The 16,005-nt window shown below is 53.5% G+C and carries 15 protein-coding genes and 2 pseudogenes; 10 read left to right on the forward strand and 7 right to left on the reverse strand.

Annotated features, from left to right (window positions below; genetic code table 11):
- Nucleotides 1-157: 157 nt before the first annotated feature.
- Nucleotides 158-976 carry a pyridoxal phosphatase gene (locus VSR74_RS06375; protein WP_347793918.1) on the forward strand — a complete coding sequence of 273 codons (819 nt, stop codon included), beginning with the start codon at nucleotides 158-160 and terminating at the stop codon, nucleotides 974-976.
- Here the strand turns inward: VSR74_RS06375 and modC are convergent, their stop codons facing one another.
- The 4 genes from modC to VSR74_RS06395 all read right to left on the reverse strand — a co-directional run bounded on the left by modC (nucleotide 977) and on the right by VSR74_RS06395 (nucleotide 3,807).
- Entirely contained in the window at nucleotides 977-2,035 is a 1,059-nt protein-coding gene (gene modC / locus VSR74_RS06380; protein ID WP_347793919.1) for a molybdenum ABC transporter ATP-binding protein ModC, read from the reverse strand.
- A gap of 3 nt (nucleotides 2,036-2,038) precedes the next feature.
- Nucleotides 2,039-2,728 (reverse strand): molybdate ABC transporter permease subunit, encoded by a 690-nt coding sequence (modB, locus tag VSR74_RS06385; protein WP_347793920.1) that lies wholly within the window; start codon nucleotides 2,726-2,728, stop codon nucleotides 2,039-2,041.
- Entirely contained in the window at nucleotides 2,725-3,501 is a 777-nt protein-coding gene (modA, locus tag VSR74_RS06390) for a molybdate ABC transporter substrate-binding protein (protein WP_347793921.1), read from the reverse strand. The genes modB and modA overlap by 4 nt, the downstream gene beginning before the upstream one ends.
- Nucleotides 3,502-3,657: 156 nt before the next feature.
- Nucleotides 3,658-3,807: an AcrZ family multidrug efflux pump-associated protein gene (locus VSR74_RS06395; RefSeq protein WP_347793922.1), complete on the reverse strand. Its 150-nt coding sequence runs from the start codon at nucleotides 3,805-3,807 to the stop codon at nucleotides 3,658-3,660.
- Between the two features lie 128 nt (nucleotides 3,808-3,935).
- Between VSR74_RS06395 and modE the strand changes: the two genes are divergently transcribed.
- The 8 genes from modE (at nucleotide 3,936) to gpmA (ending at nucleotide 12,825) form a co-directional block, all read left to right on the forward strand.
- The gene (gene modE / locus VSR74_RS06400; protein WP_347793923.1) at nucleotides 3,936-4,724 is read left to right on the forward strand and encodes a molybdenum-dependent transcriptional regulator; all 789 of its coding nucleotides are present in this window, start codon (nucleotides 3,936-3,938) and stop codon (nucleotides 4,722-4,724) included.
- Between the two features lie 67 nt (nucleotides 4,725-4,791).
- On the forward strand, nucleotides 4,792-6,261 hold the full coding sequence (gene modF / locus VSR74_RS06405) for a molybdate ABC transporter ATP-binding protein ModF (RefSeq protein ID WP_347793924.1): 1,470 nt from the start codon (nucleotides 4,792-4,794) through the stop codon (nucleotides 6,259-6,261).
- Between the two features lie 173 nt (nucleotides 6,262-6,434).
- The gene (locus VSR74_RS06410) at nucleotides 6,435-7,346 is read left to right on the forward strand and encodes a DUF2167 domain-containing protein (protein ID WP_411914238.1); all 912 of its coding nucleotides are present in this window, start codon (nucleotides 6,435-6,437) and stop codon (nucleotides 7,344-7,346) included.
- Between the two features lie 249 nt (nucleotides 7,347-7,595).
- Complete coding sequence (gene galE / locus VSR74_RS06415) at nucleotides 7,596-8,612, forward strand: UDP-glucose 4-epimerase GalE (RefSeq protein ID WP_347793926.1); 1,017 nt, start codon at nucleotides 7,596-7,598, stop codon at nucleotides 8,610-8,612.
- 9 nt (nucleotides 8,613-8,621) lie between these two features.
- On the forward strand, nucleotides 8,622-9,668 hold the full coding sequence (gene galT, locus VSR74_RS06420) for a galactose-1-phosphate uridylyltransferase (protein ID WP_347793927.1): 1,047 nt from the start codon (nucleotides 8,622-8,624) through the stop codon (nucleotides 9,666-9,668).
- A 2-nt stretch (nucleotides 9,669-9,670) separates the two neighbouring features.
- Nucleotides 9,671-10,819, forward strand: coding sequence for a galactokinase (gene galK / locus VSR74_RS06425; protein ID WP_347793928.1), 1,149 nt, complete (start codon nucleotides 9,671-9,673; stop codon nucleotides 10,817-10,819).
- Complete coding sequence (gene galM / locus VSR74_RS06430; protein ID WP_347793929.1) at nucleotides 10,813-11,853, forward strand: galactose-1-epimerase; 1,041 nt, start codon at nucleotides 10,813-10,815, stop codon at nucleotides 11,851-11,853. The genes galK and galM overlap by 7 nt, the downstream gene beginning before the upstream one ends.
- Nucleotides 11,854-12,072: 219 nt before the next feature.
- Nucleotides 12,073-12,825: a 2,3-diphosphoglycerate-dependent phosphoglycerate mutase gene (gene gpmA / locus VSR74_RS06435; RefSeq protein WP_347793930.1), complete on the forward strand. Its 753-nt coding sequence runs from the start codon at nucleotides 12,073-12,075 to the stop codon at nucleotides 12,823-12,825.
- A gap of 32 nt (nucleotides 12,826-12,857) precedes the next feature.
- Here gpmA and VSR74_RS06440 read toward each other — a convergent pair whose 3' ends face one another.
- Nucleotides 12,858-13,490 (reverse strand): ABC transporter ATP-binding protein, encoded by a 633-nt coding sequence (locus VSR74_RS06440; protein WP_347793931.1) that lies wholly within the window; start codon nucleotides 13,488-13,490, stop codon nucleotides 12,858-12,860.
- A 15-nt stretch (nucleotides 13,491-13,505) separates the two neighbouring features.
- Nucleotides 13,506-13,751 (reverse strand): annotated as a pseudogene (locus VSR74_RS06445) (ABC transporter substrate-binding protein); the annotation flags it as partial.
- 110 nt (nucleotides 13,752-13,861) lie between these two features.
- Here VSR74_RS06445 and VSR74_RS06450 point away from each other — a divergent pair.
- Nucleotides 13,862-14,568: pseudogene (locus VSR74_RS06450) on the forward strand (IS4/Tn5 family transposase DNA-binding protein).
- An 80-nt stretch (nucleotides 14,569-14,648) separates the two neighbouring features.
- On the opposite strand, the gene aroG reads toward VSR74_RS06450, so the two are convergent.
- On the reverse strand, nucleotides 14,649-15,701 hold the full coding sequence (aroG, locus tag VSR74_RS06455; protein WP_347793932.1) for a 3-deoxy-7-phosphoheptulonate synthase AroG: 1,053 nt from the start codon (nucleotides 15,699-15,701) through the stop codon (nucleotides 14,649-14,651).
- Nucleotides 15,702-16,005: the final 304 nt, after the last annotated feature.

Raw genomic sequence — 16,005 nt, forward strand, 5'->3', positions numbered from 1 at the left:
ATCACAGGTCATTTACAGCAGTGATAGTTATTGTCATCAAAGGTGTCGGGAGCCGATTTTAGCGCCCGATGCTGAATGCTCCCCGCTAATTTTGCGGTGCCTGCGAGTCGGTGTACCATCCAGCACAGAGAATTTAAACATGACCTGAGATACCACTATGACTTCACGTGTGATTGCCCTTGATCTGGACGGAACGCTACTTACGCCGAAAAAAACGCTGCTCCCCTCCTCACTGGAAGCGCTGAATCGCGCGAAAGAAGCGGGATATCAATTAATTATCGTGACTGGCCGCCATCACGTTGCCATCCATCCGTTTTATCAGGCGCTGGCATTAGAAACGCCTGCCATCTGCTGTAATGGCACCTATTTGTATGATTACCACGCCAGAACGGTGCTGGAAGCCGACCCGATGCCAGTCGATAAAGCCCAGCAGCTTATCACCATGCTGGATGAGTATCAGATTCATGGCCTGATGTATGTGGATGACACGATGATGTATCAGTACCCTACTGGCCACGTGGTACGCACCAGCAACTGGGCACAGTCTCTGCCGGAAGCACAGCGTCCGTCCTTTACTCAGGTCGATTCACTGGCGCAGGCCGCCCATGACGTCAAAAATGTCTGGAAATTCGCGTTAACCGACGAAGACCTGCCGAAGCTGAAAAAATTTGGCGAGCAGGTGGAAGAGATGCTGCAACTGGAGTGCGAATGGTCATGGCACGATCAGGTGGATATCGCCCGTAAGGGGAACAGTAAAGGCAAACGCCTCACCCAGTGGGTGGAATCACAGGGGCTGTCGATGAAAGACGTGATTGCCTTTGGTGATAACTATAACGATATCAGCATGCTGGAAGCGGCCGGTATGGGTGTGGCAATGGGTAATGCCGACGACGCGGTAAAAGCGCGCGCTAACGTGGTTATCGGCGAAAATACCACCGACACCATCGCCGAATTTATCTATACCCGCTTGCTGTGATCAGGCCGTGATTGAGACGCTCTTGATTTGCGCATAGAGCCACTGGCCTGGCTTCACCGCCAGGTCATCCTGCGCCCACGGGGTGATGCGCGCCCATAACGTTCTGCCGCTGACATCTAACTGCACTTCAATTTGCCCGCTATTGTCATAACACTGCACCACTTGTGCATGCAGCACGTTGCGAATGCTGGTATGCGCGGAGGGTTGCAGCACCAGCGAAACATCCGTCGCCTGGATGCGTACCCTTACGGCAGAGTGTAGGGGCTTATCGAGTTTATTCACCCACAGATGCTGATCGCCCAGCGCCAGCGCAGTCATCGCATAGTACGGATGATGTTCCAGCACCGTCACACGCAAAATGGAGCTTTGTTGATCCTGGGGCAGCCAGGGGTGCATAACGCTACTCCCCCAAACATCCTCCAGGCTACCAAATGCTTTCACATTTCCCCCTTCCAGCACCAGTACCTTATCCGCCAGATGCAGGATCTCATCCAGCGAGTGGCTGACGTACAGCATCGGGATATTAATTTCATGCGCCAGGCGTTGCAGATAGGGCAACAATTCACGTTTTCGGGGAATATCAAGTGAGGCCAGCGGTTCATCCAGCAGGAGAAGTTCAGGCGCGGTCAGCAGCGCCCGGCCAATCGCCACACGCTGTTTTTCACCACCAGATAGACTGCCGGGTAGCCTATCAAGCAGGGCTTCAATGCCGAGTAGAGCCACCAGCTTATCGAACTGGCTCTCCATATTTTTCGCCATGCCGTAGCGCAGATTGCCACGCACTTTATAGTGGGGGAACAGGCGCGCATCCTGAAAAACATAGCCCACCCGGCGTTTTTCCGGGGCAAGGCAAATGCCATTTTCGGCATCATTCAGTACCCGTCCATTAAGAACGATCCGCCCCTGCTCGGGTCGGGTCAGGCCGCTGATGGCGTTGATCAGTGAGGTTTTTCCGGCACCAGAAACGCCAAATACCGCAGTGATCCCACTGGCGGGCAGAGACTCGTTAATGCGCAGGCAATGCGTTCCCAGCGTTTGGCTAAAATTCAGCTCCAGCACAATTCAGGCCCCTATACGTTGGCGGCTCAGACGCGCCAGCCATTCTGAAATCATCAGTGAAATCAGCGCCAGCACAATGGAAATAAGACACAGACGCGCCGCCGCGCTTTCGCCGCCCGGAGTCTGAATCAGGGTATACATCGCCGAAGGGATGGTGCGGGTTTCACCAGGAATATTGGAAACAAACGTAATCGTTGCGCCAAATTCACCAAGAGAGCGGGCAAAGGCCAGCACTGTACCCACGATAATACCGGGCAAGGTGAGCGGTAGCGTTATCGTGCAGAAAACGCGCCAGCGCCCTGCCCCCAGCGTTCTCGCGGCCTGTTCCAGTTTGACGTCCACGCCCTCCAGCGCCAGGCGAATCGCCCGCACCATCAGCGGGAAAGACATCACCGCCGCCGCCAGCACCGCACCACGCCAGCTAAAGGCAAAGGTCAGACCGAACCAGTCATACAGCCAGGCGCCGATAAATCCGCGCCGCCCCATCGCAACCAGCAACAAATAGCCAACCACGACCGGCGGAAGCACCAGCGGCAGGTGGATAAGGCTGTCGAGCAGCGCTTTGCCGGGAAAATTACGCCGAACCAACAGCCAGGCAAAGAAGATCCCAAAGGGCAAACTGAATAAAACTGCCAGAGATGAAACTTTCAGGCTAAGCAGCACCGCCTGCCATTCGGGATCCGTCAATATCATTGTTGTGTGGTAAATCCATATTGTTTAAAGATTGCCGAGGCCTGTGGCCCCTTCAGATAGTCGTAGAACGCAGTGACAGCATCATTTTTATGGCCGTCGATAATCGCCAGCGGATACTCTACTTTCTGGTGAGAATCTTCCGGGAAGGTGCCGACCACTTTTACCCCTTTACTGGCAACCGCATCAGAACCGTAAACAATACCCAACGGAGCTTCGTTACGTTCCACCAGCGCCAGTGCGCCGCGAACATCTTCAGCCGGAGCCAGTTGTGAAGACAGCGTATCCCACGCCCCCAGTTTTTGCAGCGCTTCTTTCGCGTAGATCCCCGCCGGAACGTGATCAGGATCGCCAACCGCCAGACGCCCCCCTTTTAGCAGGCTGACCCAGTCGGTTTTCGCGCTGATGGTGATTTCGCTCTGTACGCTGGCTTTTGGTGCCACAACCACCAGGCTATTGCCAAGCAGGGTTTTACGCGAAGACGTATCGATCGCTTTTTTACCTGCCGCATAGTCCATCCATTTCTGATCGGCGGAGATAAAGAGATCGGCAGGCGCACCGGCCTCGATTTGACGAGCCAGAGTTGAAGAAGACGCAAACGAGGAAACGACATCCACATTCTTCTCTTTTTTATACTCTTTAGCGATATACTGCATCGCATTCGTCAGCGAAGCCGCAGCAAAGACGGTGATTTTACTTTCATCTGCCAACGCCTGACCAGCAACTGAGAGCGCAAGTGTAGCGCCAGTAACCAAACGTAACCATGAACCTGCCATTTCTCACTCCTGTTAATACCGTTGTATATAAATAAATATAACGATAAGTCGACGGGTTTCCCAGCGTTAATTCATGACGTTTAAGAGGGTTATCGGCAGAAAGAGGGAGGGACTTAAAAATAAAAACGCCCGGAGGAGACCGGGCGTCGGGGTAAATCAATGGTTCTGCGTGCGGTTATCTTTATGGCCGACGCCAGAAAAGATGTTGAACACTTCACCGAGTCCGTAAATCAGCCCCATAATGATGGCCATTACGACGGGCACCATGATTACGGCAAAAACCAGACTTTTCAGCAGTTCTAACATGGTTTACTCCAGACATTATGTTTACCTTATTGTAACCATCTACGGGAGAAATACACTCCCTTTTGTGCGGTGCGCTTTGCCCCTGCCCCTATTTAGGTCACAATAACCTTTTTATCAGGACGTTCGTTATGCAGGCAGAAATCCTTCTTACTCTCAAGCTTCAGCAACGCCTGTTCGCCGACCCGCGCCGCATTGCGCTGCTAAAACAAATTGCGCAAACCGGCTCTATCAGCCAGGGCGCGAAGAATGCCGGCATCAGCTATAAAAGCGCCTGGGATGCCATTAATGAAATGAATACGTTAAGCGAGCAGGCTCTGGTTGACCGCGCGACCGGCGGCAAAGGCGGCGGCGGCGCGGTTCTTACCCGTTACGGACAGCGCCTGATTCAGCTCTACGATCTGCTGGCGCAGATCCAGCAAAAAGCCTTCGATGTATTGAGCGATGACGATGCTCTCCCACTCGATAGTCTGCTGGCGGCCATTTCCCGTTTTTCATTGCAAACCAGCGCGCGCAATCAGTGGTTTGGCACCGTCACCCGTCGCGATCACCAGCAGGTGCAACAGCACGTTGATATTTTACTCGCCGACGGTGAAACGCGCCTGAAGGTGGCGATCACCGCCCAAAGTGGTGAACGTCTCGGGCTCGACGAAGGTAAAGAGGTGCTGGTATTACTGAAAGCGCCGTGGGTAAGCGTAACCCGCGATCCGGAACAGGCTCGCGATGCCGATAATCAACTGGCCTGCCGCATCAGCCATATTCAACGCGGCGCTGAACAGTGCGAGGTGTTGATGTCGCTGCCGGACGGGCAAACCCTGTGCGCCACGTTGCCGCTGGATAACGCGACGGAGCTGGAAGAAGGTGCCGATGTCACAGCATATTTTAATGCTGACCGCATCATTCTCGCCACGTTGTGCTGAGGCCATTGACATCGTGAAGTGAAAGACGTATCCCTGATAAAAACCGCTGCAAAAAATGGGATACACAATGTCATCATTGCAAATTTCGCAAGGCACGTTTCGTCTTAGCGACACAAAAACGCTGAAAATTGAGCACCTGACCCTGCGGGCCGGTGAAAGCTGGTCCTTTGTCGGCAGCAACGGCAGCGGCAAATCGGCTCTTGCCCGCTCGCTTGCCGGGGAGCTCCCGCTGCTCGGAGGCTCGCGTGAATGCCAGTTCACCCGCATCACTCGCCTCTCCTTCGAACAACTGCAAAAACTGGTGAGCGATGAGTGGCAGCGCAACAATACCGACTTACTCAGCCCCGGAGAGGATGACACAGGTCGCACCACGGCGGATATTATTCAGGACGACATCAAAAACGCAGCGCGCTGCGCTGAGCTTGCCGCGCGCTTCGGCATCAGCCACCTGCTCGCTCGTCGCTTCAAATATCTCTCCACAGGCGAAACACGCAAAACTCTGCTTTGTCAGGCACTGATGGCCGACCCCGATTTGCTGATCCTCGACGAACCATTCGACGGGCTGGATGTCGCCTCACGCCAGCAACTGGCGGAGCATCTTGCGCAGCTCAGCGAGGCGGGTTATACGCTGGTGCTGGTACTTAATCGTTTTGATGATATCCCGGCGTTCGTTCCGTTTGCCGGGGTGCTTGCCGACTGTACGCTTACGGAAACGGGCGAGAAAGAGAGCCTGCTGGCACAAACGCTGATTGCCCAACTGGCGCACAGCGAAAAGCTGGCGGGTATGACATTGCCGGAACCCGATGCCCCCTCAGCGCAGCGCTCAATTGCTGACGACACACCGCGCATTGTACTGCGCGATGGCGTCGTATCCTGGGACGATCGCCCGATTATCAACCACCTGAGCTGGACTGTCGCCCCCAATGAACACTGGCAAATTATCGGCCCGAACGGGGCAGGTAAATCAACGCTTTTAAGCCTCGTTACCGGCGATCACCCGCAGGGTTACAGTAACGACCTGACGCTATTTGGCCGCCGCCGCGGCAGCGGTGAGACCATCTGGGATATTAAAAAGCATATCGGCTATGTCAGCAGCAGCCTGCATCTTGACTACCGCGTCAGCACCACGGTGCGCAATGTGATTATTTCCGGTTACTTTGATTCTATCGGCATTTATCAGGCGGTATCAGATAAACAGCGTAAACTGGTCGATCAGTGGCTCGCAATTCTCGGAATGGATACCCGTACCGCCGATGCCCCCTTCCACAGTCTCTCCTGGGGCCAGCAGCGACTGGCGCTGATCGTCCGCGCGTTGGTCAAGCATCCCACGCTGCTTATCCTCGATGAACCCTTGCAGGGGCTTGACCCACTCAATCGTCAGGTAGTGCGCCGTTTTATTGACGTGCTGATCGGCGAGGGAAAAACACAATTGCTGTTTGTCTCTCACCATGCGGAGGATGCGCCAGACTGCATTACCCATCGGCTGGAATTTATTGCCGACGGAGAGGGTTACCGCTATCAATTAGGCAAAATATAAATATTCGGGCCCCAATTCATGGGGCCCATCTTATATATAAAGACAATCTTAATCCTGTATTAACTAAAATTAAAAAGTGAAACGCCAGTCGCAGGAATAAAATTACCGCGCACGTTGGCTATTTAGCGCTGACAATGATGTCGGCGATGTTACTTACAGGAAAATATATGAATCTGTCGTTTAGATTTTTCCGTACGCATTGCGTATTTCTCAGCTTTCTTTTTGCGCTCTCCTTTAATGTCTTTGCGGCCAATAAATCGGAACCCCAACAGGCCGATGACCCGGTAGAGATTGCCTATGCGGCGATGGAACGCGTGGCTGTCCCTGGCCCGGCGACCATTCCCCTGGGCGAAAAAGCGTCCATTCAACTACCGAAAGGTTATGTCTATTTTCCACCGAAAGAATCGTCAGTATTTATGACGGAACTGGGAAATTACGTCGATGATGCGAATTTTTATGGTTTAATTTTCCATATGGATATCGCCGGATTTATTTCAATTGATTATGACAACTCGGGTTATATTAAAGATGATGACGCGAAAGAGTGGGATGCCGATGAGTTACTTGAAAGCCTGCGCGAAGGCACCAAAGAAGGCAATAAGGATCGCGTGAAAAAAGGTATCCCGGCCATTGAAGTGATTGGTTGGGTAGAAAAACCCAGCTACGATGCCACCACCCACCGTCTGATTTGGTCTGCCGCATCAAAAGACATTGGCAGCAATGTGCCCATGAAAGAGCAAGGTGTGAACTACAATACCTACCTGCTGGGTCGTGAGGGTTACTTCGAACTGAACCTGATCACCGATCGCGGTAACGTGGATGCCGCCAAACCACTGACCAAAACGTTGCTTAACGCGGTGAGCTTTAACGAGGGTCAGCGATACAGCGACTATAACGCCAAAACCGATAAGTTGGCTGAATATGGCCTTGCCGCGTTGATTGGGGGCATTGCCGCGAAGAAAATCGGTCTGCTGGCTATGATTGGCCTTACCTTGCTCAAGTTCTGGAAAATCGCCGCGATTGCGGTGGTGGCTTTCGGCGCCGGGCTAAAACACCTGGTCTTCCGCAAAAAATCTGACGACTGAGTCGCCTTTCCTCACTGCGCCAGCGCTGCTTTGTTGCGCTGGCGCAGCATCAAGCCGTTACACAAAAATTCACTGCGCATTTTTAAGATTTATACGATTAACCATAACAAACTGAAAAATAAGAATTAATTTCAAACCCTACTTTTATACGTTTAGTGTAAACGATTCCACTAATTTATCCCATGTCACACTTTTGCCTTCTCTGGTATGCTATCTTCAATACATACCATATGCCTAATGGAGCGAAAAATGAGAGTATTGGTTACGGGTGGTAGCGGTTACATAGGAAGTCATACCTGCGTGCAACTGCTGCAACAAGGCCACGATGTCATCATTCTCGACAACCTGTGTAACAGCAAACGCAGCGTCTTACCGGTAATCGAACGTCTTAGCGGCAAAAAAGCGACGTTCGTGGAGGGCGATATTCGCGATGAAGCATTGATGGTCACGATCTTAACCGATCACGCCATTGAGGCGGTGATCCACTTCGCGGGGCTGAAAGCCGTAGGCGAGTCGGTACAAAAACCGCTGGAGTATTATGACAATAACGTCAACGGAACACTACGACTGGTTTCCGCTATGCGTACCGCAAACGTTAAAAACTTCATTTTTAGTTCTTCCGCCACTGTTTATGGCGATCAGCCTAAAATCCCTTACGTCGAAAGCTTCCCGACCGGCACTCCGCAAAGTCCCTATGGCAAAAGCAAGCTGATGGTTGAGCAAATCCTTACCGATCTGCAAAAGGCACAGCCGGAATGGAGCATCTCACTGCTGCGCTACTTTAACCCGGTTGGCGCGCATGCGTCCGGCGAGATGGGGGAAGATCCGCAGGGCATTCCCAATAACCTGATGCCGTACATCGCCCAGGTCGCTGTTGGTCGTCGCGAATCGCTCGCCATCTTTGGTAACGACTACCCTACCCCTGACGGTACGGGCGTGCGCGACTACATCCACGTGATGGATCTCGCCGATGGCCACGTCGCGGCCATGGAAAAACTGGCCGACAAAGCCGGTGTGCATATCTATAACCTCGGTGCCGGCGTGGGCAGCAGCGTGCTCGATGTGGTGAACGCCTTCAGCAAAGCCTGCGGCAAACCGATTAACTACCACTTCGCTCCGCGTCGCGATGGCGACCTTCCGGCCTACTGGGCCGATGCCACCAAAGCTGACAAAGAACTGAACTGGCGCGTAACCCGTAATCTCGATGAAATGGCGCAGGACACCTGGCACTGGCAGTCCCGTCATCCTCAGGGATATCCAGACTAAGGATTTGTGATGACGCAATTTAACCCCGTCGATCATCCCCACCGCCGTTATAACCCTTTAACGGGCCAGTGGATTTTAGTTTCACCGCATCGCGCAAAACGCCCCTGGCAAGGGGCGCAAGAGACACCGTCAAAACAGACGCTGCCCGCGCACGATCCGGACTGCTTTTTATGCCCGGGCAACACCCGGGTGACGGGCGACAAAAACCCCGACTACACCAGCACCTACGTTTTTACCAACGACTTCGCCGCGCTGATGACTGACACGCCGGACGCGCCGGAAAGCAACGATCCATTGATGCGCTGTATGAGCGCGCGCGGCACCAGCCGCGTCATCTGCTTCTCGCCGGATCACAGTAAAACGCTGCCGGAACTCACCTTGCCCGCTCTACAATCGGTGGTGAAAACCTGGCAGGAACAAACCGCCGAATTGGGGCAAACCTACCCCTGGGTTCAGGTCTTTGAAAACAAAGGCGCGGCGATGGGCTGCTCGAACCCGCATCCGCATGGTCAGGTGTGGGCGAACAGCTTCCTGCCCAATGAAATTGAACGTGAAGACCGCCTGCAACGCGCTTATTTCGACGAACAGCGTTCACCGATGCTGGTTGATTACGTGCAACGCGAGCTGGCTGACGGCAGCCGCACGGTGGTGGAAACCGAACACTGGCTGGCGGTTGTCCCTTACTGGGCGGCCTGGCCATTTGAAACCCTGTTGCTGCCGAAAACGCATATTCTGCGCATCACCGATTTAACGGATGCCCAGCGCGACGATCTGGCTCTGGCGCTGAAAAAGCTAACCAGTCGCTACGATAATCTGTTCCAGTGCTCCTTCCCCTACTCCATGGGTTGGCACGGCGCGCCGTTTAACGGCGAGGAAAATGCGCACTGGCAGTTACACGCGCATTTCTACCCGCCTCTGCTGCGTTCCGCCAGCGTGCGTAAATTTATGGTTGGCTATGAAATGCTGGCAGAAACCCAGCGTGACCTGACGGCAGAACAAGCCGCCGAGCGCCTGCGCGCGGTCAGTGATATCCATTTTCGCGAGTCCGGAGAATAACAATGAGTCTGAAAGAAAGAACACAATCCCTGTTTGCTGAAAAATTTGGCTACCCTGCCTCCCATACTATTCAGGCGCCTGGCCGCGTTAATCTGATCGGTGAGCACACCGACTATAACGACGGTTTTGTACTGCCCTGCGCGATTGATTACCAGACGGTGATCAGTTGCGCGCCGCGAAAAGATCGCACTGTCCGCGTGATTGCCGCTGACTATGACAACCAGGTTGATGAGTTCTCCCTGGATGCGCCGATTGTCACTCACGACAGCCAGCAGTGGTCTAACTACGTGCGCGGCGTGGTGAAACATTTGCAAAAACGTAACCCTAAGTTCGAGGGTGCGGATCTGGTCATCAGCGGTAACGTCCCGCAGGGCGCGGGTCTGAGTTCTTCAGCCTCGCTGGAAGTCGCAGTCGGTACCGTCTTCCAGCAGCTCTATCATCTGCCGCTGGACGGCGCGCAAATTGCGTTGAACGGTCAGGAAGCAGAAAACCAGTTCGTCGGCTGCAACTGCGGCATTATGGATCAGTTGATTTCCGCGCTGGGTAAAAAAGATCATGCATTACTGATCGACTGCCGCAGCCTGGGAACCAAAGCCGTATCCATGCCAAAAGGCGTCGCGGTCATCATTATCAACAGTAACTTTAAGCGCACCCTGGTCGGCAGCGAGTACAACACTCGCCGCGAACAGTGCGAAACCGGCGCGCGTTTCTTCCAGCAACCCGCCCTGCGCGACGTCACGCTGGATGAATTTAATGCCGTCGCCAGCCAGCTTGACCCCATCGTTGCCAAACGCGTTCGCCACGTACTGACGGAAAACGCCCGTACCGTGGAAGCGGCGAATGCACTGGAGAAAGGCGATCTCCAGCGTATGGGACAACTGATGGCGGAATCTCACGCGTCTATGCGTGATGACTTTGAAATCACCGTGCCGCAAATCGATACTCTGGTTGAGATTGTAAAAGCGACCATTGGCGACAAAGGCGGCGTTCGCATGACCGGTGGCGGCTTCGGCGGTTGCATTGTGGCGCTGGTGCCGGAAGCCCTGACCGATGCCGTTCAACAGGCTGTCGCCGAACAGTATGAAGCGAAGACCGGGATTAAAGAGACATTCTACGTTTGCAAACCTTCACAAGGAGCCGGACAGTGTTAACAGAAACGCCAACCCTGGCCCCCGATGGCCAGCCCTACCGCCTGATTACCCTGCGTAATACCCAGGGTGTGGTGGTTACTCTGATGGACTGGGGCGCAACGTTGCTTTCCGCCCGTATTCCGCTCGCAGATGGCTCCATTCGCGAGGCACTGCTCGGCTGCGCTTCGCCGGAACAGTACAGCGAACAAGCCGCGTTCTTTGGCGCATCAATTGGCCGCTACGCCAACCGCATCGCCAACAGCCGCTTCACGCTGAACGGACAAACGTATACGCTGACGCCAAGCCAGGGTGAGCATCAGCTTCACGGCGGCCCGGAAGGGTTTGATAAACGCCGCTGGGCTATCAGCAATCAGAATAACAGTGAAGTGTTGTTCACACTCACCTCAGAAGATGGCGACCAGGGTTTCCCTGGCACCCTGAACGCATCAGCGCTTTATCGTCTGACCGAAGACAACCGCATCGCCATTGAGTATCGCGCAACGGTTGATGAAGCCTGCCCGGTGAACATGACTAACCACGTCTACTTCAACCTTAACGGTGAACAGAGCGATGTCCGCACACACAGGCTGCAACTGTTAGCCGATGCCTATCTGCCGGTCGATGAAAGCGGCATTCCGCGCGACGGTCTGAAAGCGGTAGCAGGCACTAGCTTCGACTTCCGCCAGCCAAAACGCATTTCTGCCGACTTCCTCAGCGATGGCGATCAGCAGAAAGTGAAAGGGTATGACCATGCTTTCCTGCTTCAGGCAAAAGGCGATGCCTCTGCGGTTGTCGCACAACTGTGGTCACAGGATGAAAAATTGCAGATGAAGGTCTATACCTCGGCTCCTGCCCTGCAATTCTATTCCGGCAACTTCCTTGACGGTACGCCATCACGCGGCACTGAGCCCTACACCGCCTGGCAGGGGCTGGCGCTGGAAAGCGAATTTCTGCCTGATAGCCCGAATCATCCGGAATGGCCACAGCCAGACTGCGTACTGAAGCCTGGTGAAGAGTACGTTAGCCTGACGGAATATCAGTTTATCGCCGGATAAACGCCGCCGACCGGATGCCGCCCGGCGTCCGGTCGTTACTTTTTGCGCACTTTGCTGAATTTAGCATCAACCATCGACAAATTCACAACCCTGTATTCACAACCACCTTACACTCAGCCGCTATTTTCGCTATGGTTATGCATAAGCGTTGCCGCTGAGGCGATCACGGCAATATAATGAGAATTGTTATCATTCAAATAAAGCTTGAGGAGTGAGAGTATGGCTGTAACTAAGCTGGTACTGGTTCGTCACGGTGAAAGTCAGTGGAACAACGAAAACCGCTTTACCGGTTGGTATGACGTTGACCTGTCAGAGAAAGGCGTCGGCGAAGCAAAAGCGGCGGGTAAACTGCTGAAAGACGAAGGCTATACCTTTGACTTTGCTTATACCTCCGTGCTGAAACGTGCCATCCACACCCTGTGGAATGTGCTGGACGAGCTGGATCAAGCATGGCTGCCGGTTGAGAAATCCTGGAAACTGAACGAACGTCACTACGGCGCACTTCAGGGTCTGAACAAAGCGGAAACCGCCGCGAAATACGGCGACGATCAGGTGAAACAGTGGCGTCGTGGCTTTGCCATCACCCCGCCGGAACTGACCAAAGATGACGAGCGCTACCCGGGTCACGACCCGCGCTACGCGAAACTGACCGATAAAGAACTGCCGTTAACGGAAAGCCTGGCGCTGACTATCGATCGCGTGGTGCCTTACTGGAACGAAACCATTCTGCCGCGCATCAAAAGCGGTGAGCGCGTGATCATCGCGGCTCACGGTAACTCCCTGCGCGCGCTGGTGAAATATCTGGATAACATGGGTGAAGAAGAGATCATCGACCTGAACATCCCAACCGGCATTCCGCTGGTGTATGAGTTCGATGAAAACTTCAAGCCGCTGAAACGCTACTATCTGGGTAATGCTGACGAAATCGCTGCGAAAGCGGCGGCCGTTGCCAACCAGGGTAAAGCGAAGTAATTCCCCACAACCGGGCGGCTATAGCTGCCCGGTTATTTTTCTATTACGCCATCCAGAATCACCTGCGCCCTGCCCTGCGAACAACGTTCAATCCGGCCACATACCCCGTAAACCTGCGCCAGACTCTCTGCGGTAATCACCGTTTCTGGCTTGCCGCAGGCGATCCGCTGGCCCGCCTTCAGCATGAGCACCTGAGCCGCATGGCGTAACGCAATATTAATGTCATGCACCACCATCAGCGTGACCATATTGCGCTCCCGCGTCTCGCGAGAGATAACGTCCATTACATGTAACTGATAGTTGAGATCCAGCGCGCTGAGGGGCTCATCCAGCAGCAGTAGCGACGGCCTGCGAATCAACGACTGGGCGAGGCCAACCAGTTGTTTCTGCCCACCGGAAAGTTGATCAAGGTAGCTTAATGCAAGATGGCCGATCCCCAACTTTTCGAGCAACTCAATGGCCTGATGCTGGCTCGTTTCGCCACCCGATGCGCGCTGAGTTTGCAGGAGCGTATGAATAGCTATCCCGGACGGGCCAAGGGTAAAATCGAGCAGCAGGGACGCCACAATGGCGACCAAAATCGCCGCCAGAATCGCTATGCGCTGACGAAGCACCTGCCGATATCCGGTTTCTATCGACCGCGTATTTTCTACAACAGACATCATCTTCCTTACCACATATCAGCGCGGCGGATTGAGCAAATCATTGACCTGCGCATCGCTTAACGTCAGGCCAAAGAATTGCTGATAAAAATCACGCGTCTCTTTGTGCATATCCACGTCGGCAAAATGTTCAGGGTAGAGCGTTTTCGCCAGCCACAGGAGCTGTAACGCCTCTTCGCTGGTTTCCCGGCACCACCAGAACATTCCCTTCGGGTTGACGTAAACGCGGCGATGGATAACCGCATCCACCCCCGCCCATTGTGGCTGTCTCTTATACACAAATCCTCCGACAACATTGTCGGGGGATTTTTTTTGAATCTTTTCTCTGTTTATTGATCTCTGTTTGATACTCCCCCTGTTTTTGGTGTTCTGTTATGGTGCTTTCTGGTTGTTATTCATGGGCTGACGACATTTTTTGGACCCGCTGAATTAGGGGATTTACGCCGTACCCGGCGGCTTGTCACTCTGGCCTCCTCACTGGCTCAATACACCGGACTGTCTATCGTGAAATCCTCCCGCTCTTCTGCTGAAGTTGAAGGTGCCTATCGCCTGATGCGTAACCCTGCTGTGTTGCCTGACGCCATTGCTGACGCGGGCTTTGCTGCGACGGCCAGAGCCGCTGCTGAATACCCGCTCCTGCTTGCACTTGAAGACAGCACCTCACTGAATTTCGGCCACAGTACCGTTCGGGAGGAACTGGGTAGCATCACCAGCAGCCAGCACGCCCGTGGGCTTCAGGTACACTCCGTCCTGCTTTATGCACCGGGCTGCGCGCATATGGTCGGTCTTATTGAACAACAGCGCTGGAGCCGTGAATCTGACAGTTACGGTAAAAAACACCAGCGTAAACAACGCCCTTATGAAGAGAAAGAGATTGTGGGTGAAACAGGAAGGAAAAGCGTTACCGAAAAATCCCCCGTCCCTGAAATGGGCCTGCCAGTCACTGGCAAAGCTGGGGCGATGGTATGACAGTAAGCGAACAGGAAGACCCGGCTGGATAGTCATATGGGATGGCTGGTTCAAACTTCAGGATATGGTTGAAGGCTACAGAATGGTAAAGTCCCTTGATCAGGAGATCTGATCAAGAGACAGAGCCTAGCTGGGGGTTTTCTGCGCACAAAAAAACCGGCTAAAGAGCCGGTTTCGTTGTCATCGCTGGAATTAATTGCGGCGCGCTTTCACCGCTTCCGCCAACTGACGAAGAATGGTTTCGGTGTCATCCCAGCCGATGCAGGCATCGGTAATGCTCTTACCATAGACCAGTGGTTCGCCGTTGTCCGGGTTCTGATTGCCTTCAACAAGGTGACTTTCAATCATCACGCCAATAATCGCCTGCTCACCGCCTGCGATTTGCTGGCAGACGTCCGCGCCCACTTCCATCTGCTTTTTGAACTGCTTGCTGGAGTTCGCGTGGCTGAAATCGATCATCACCTGCGCAGGCAGATCGGCTTTAGTCAGGGATTCTTTTACGCTCGCTACGTGAGCTGCGCTGTAGTTTGGTTCTTTTCCGCCGCGCAGGATGATGTGGCAGTCGCCGTTACCGCTGGTGTTAACGATAGCGGAATGCCCCCATTTGGTGACAGAGAGGAAGCAGTGCGGAGCGCCTGCGGCATTGATAGCGTCAATGGCCACTTTCATGGTGCCGTCGGTGCCGTTTTTGAAACCAACCGGGCAGGAAAGACCGGAAGCCAGTTCACGGTGCACCTGAGATTCTGTGGTACGCGCACCAATTGCGCCCCAGCTCATTAAATCGGCCAGGTATTGTGGGGTGATCATATCAAGGAACTCACCCGCCGCCGGCAGGCCGGTGTCGTTGATATCGAGCAGCAACTTGCGTGCGATGCGCAGGCCATCGTTGATTTGATAGCTGTGATCCCTATGCGGATCGTTAATCAGCCCCTTCCAGCCCACCGTGGTGCGCGGTTTTTCAAAATAGACGCGCATAACGATTTCAAGGGAATCTTTCAGCTCTTCGCGCATCGCCAGCAGGCGTGATGCATACTCTTTCGCCGCTGCCGGATCGTGGATAGAACAGGGGCCAATCACGACCAGAAGACGATCGTCGTTGCCTTTGAGGATTTTATGAATCGCTTTACGCGCACGAGAAACCGTATTAGCAGCGTTTTCTGTGGCGGGGAATTTTTCAAGGAGTGCGACCGGAGGCAATAACTCATTGATCTCTTTAATACGTAAATCGTCGTTCTGATAATTCATGTTCTTTCCAGTGTTGCCATACTTATATGATTGAATGCAATCCCTTCAATCTATATCTTTCACCAGAAAGTGTAAACTGGGTTTTACACTTCGCGCAGAATAATCCTGGAATAAAACTAAAAAACGCCAGAAAGTAGCGAATAATGAGATCTAATCTACAATTTTTAACTGTAACATCTTTATTTAATAATTTTTTCGAGATTCTCTACTGGCGCAAGCCATAAGTAGCGAGATCTTAAACTATTGCCCGCCTCCTCGCTGGCATAAGTACGTCGGAAGATGCTATCCGGTACTGAACAGACAA

Origin of the sequence: Pseudocitrobacter cyperus, assembly GCF_039889165.1 — a bacterium.
GTDB lineage: Bacteria > Pseudomonadota > Gammaproteobacteria > Enterobacterales > Enterobacteriaceae > Pseudocitrobacter > Pseudocitrobacter cyperus.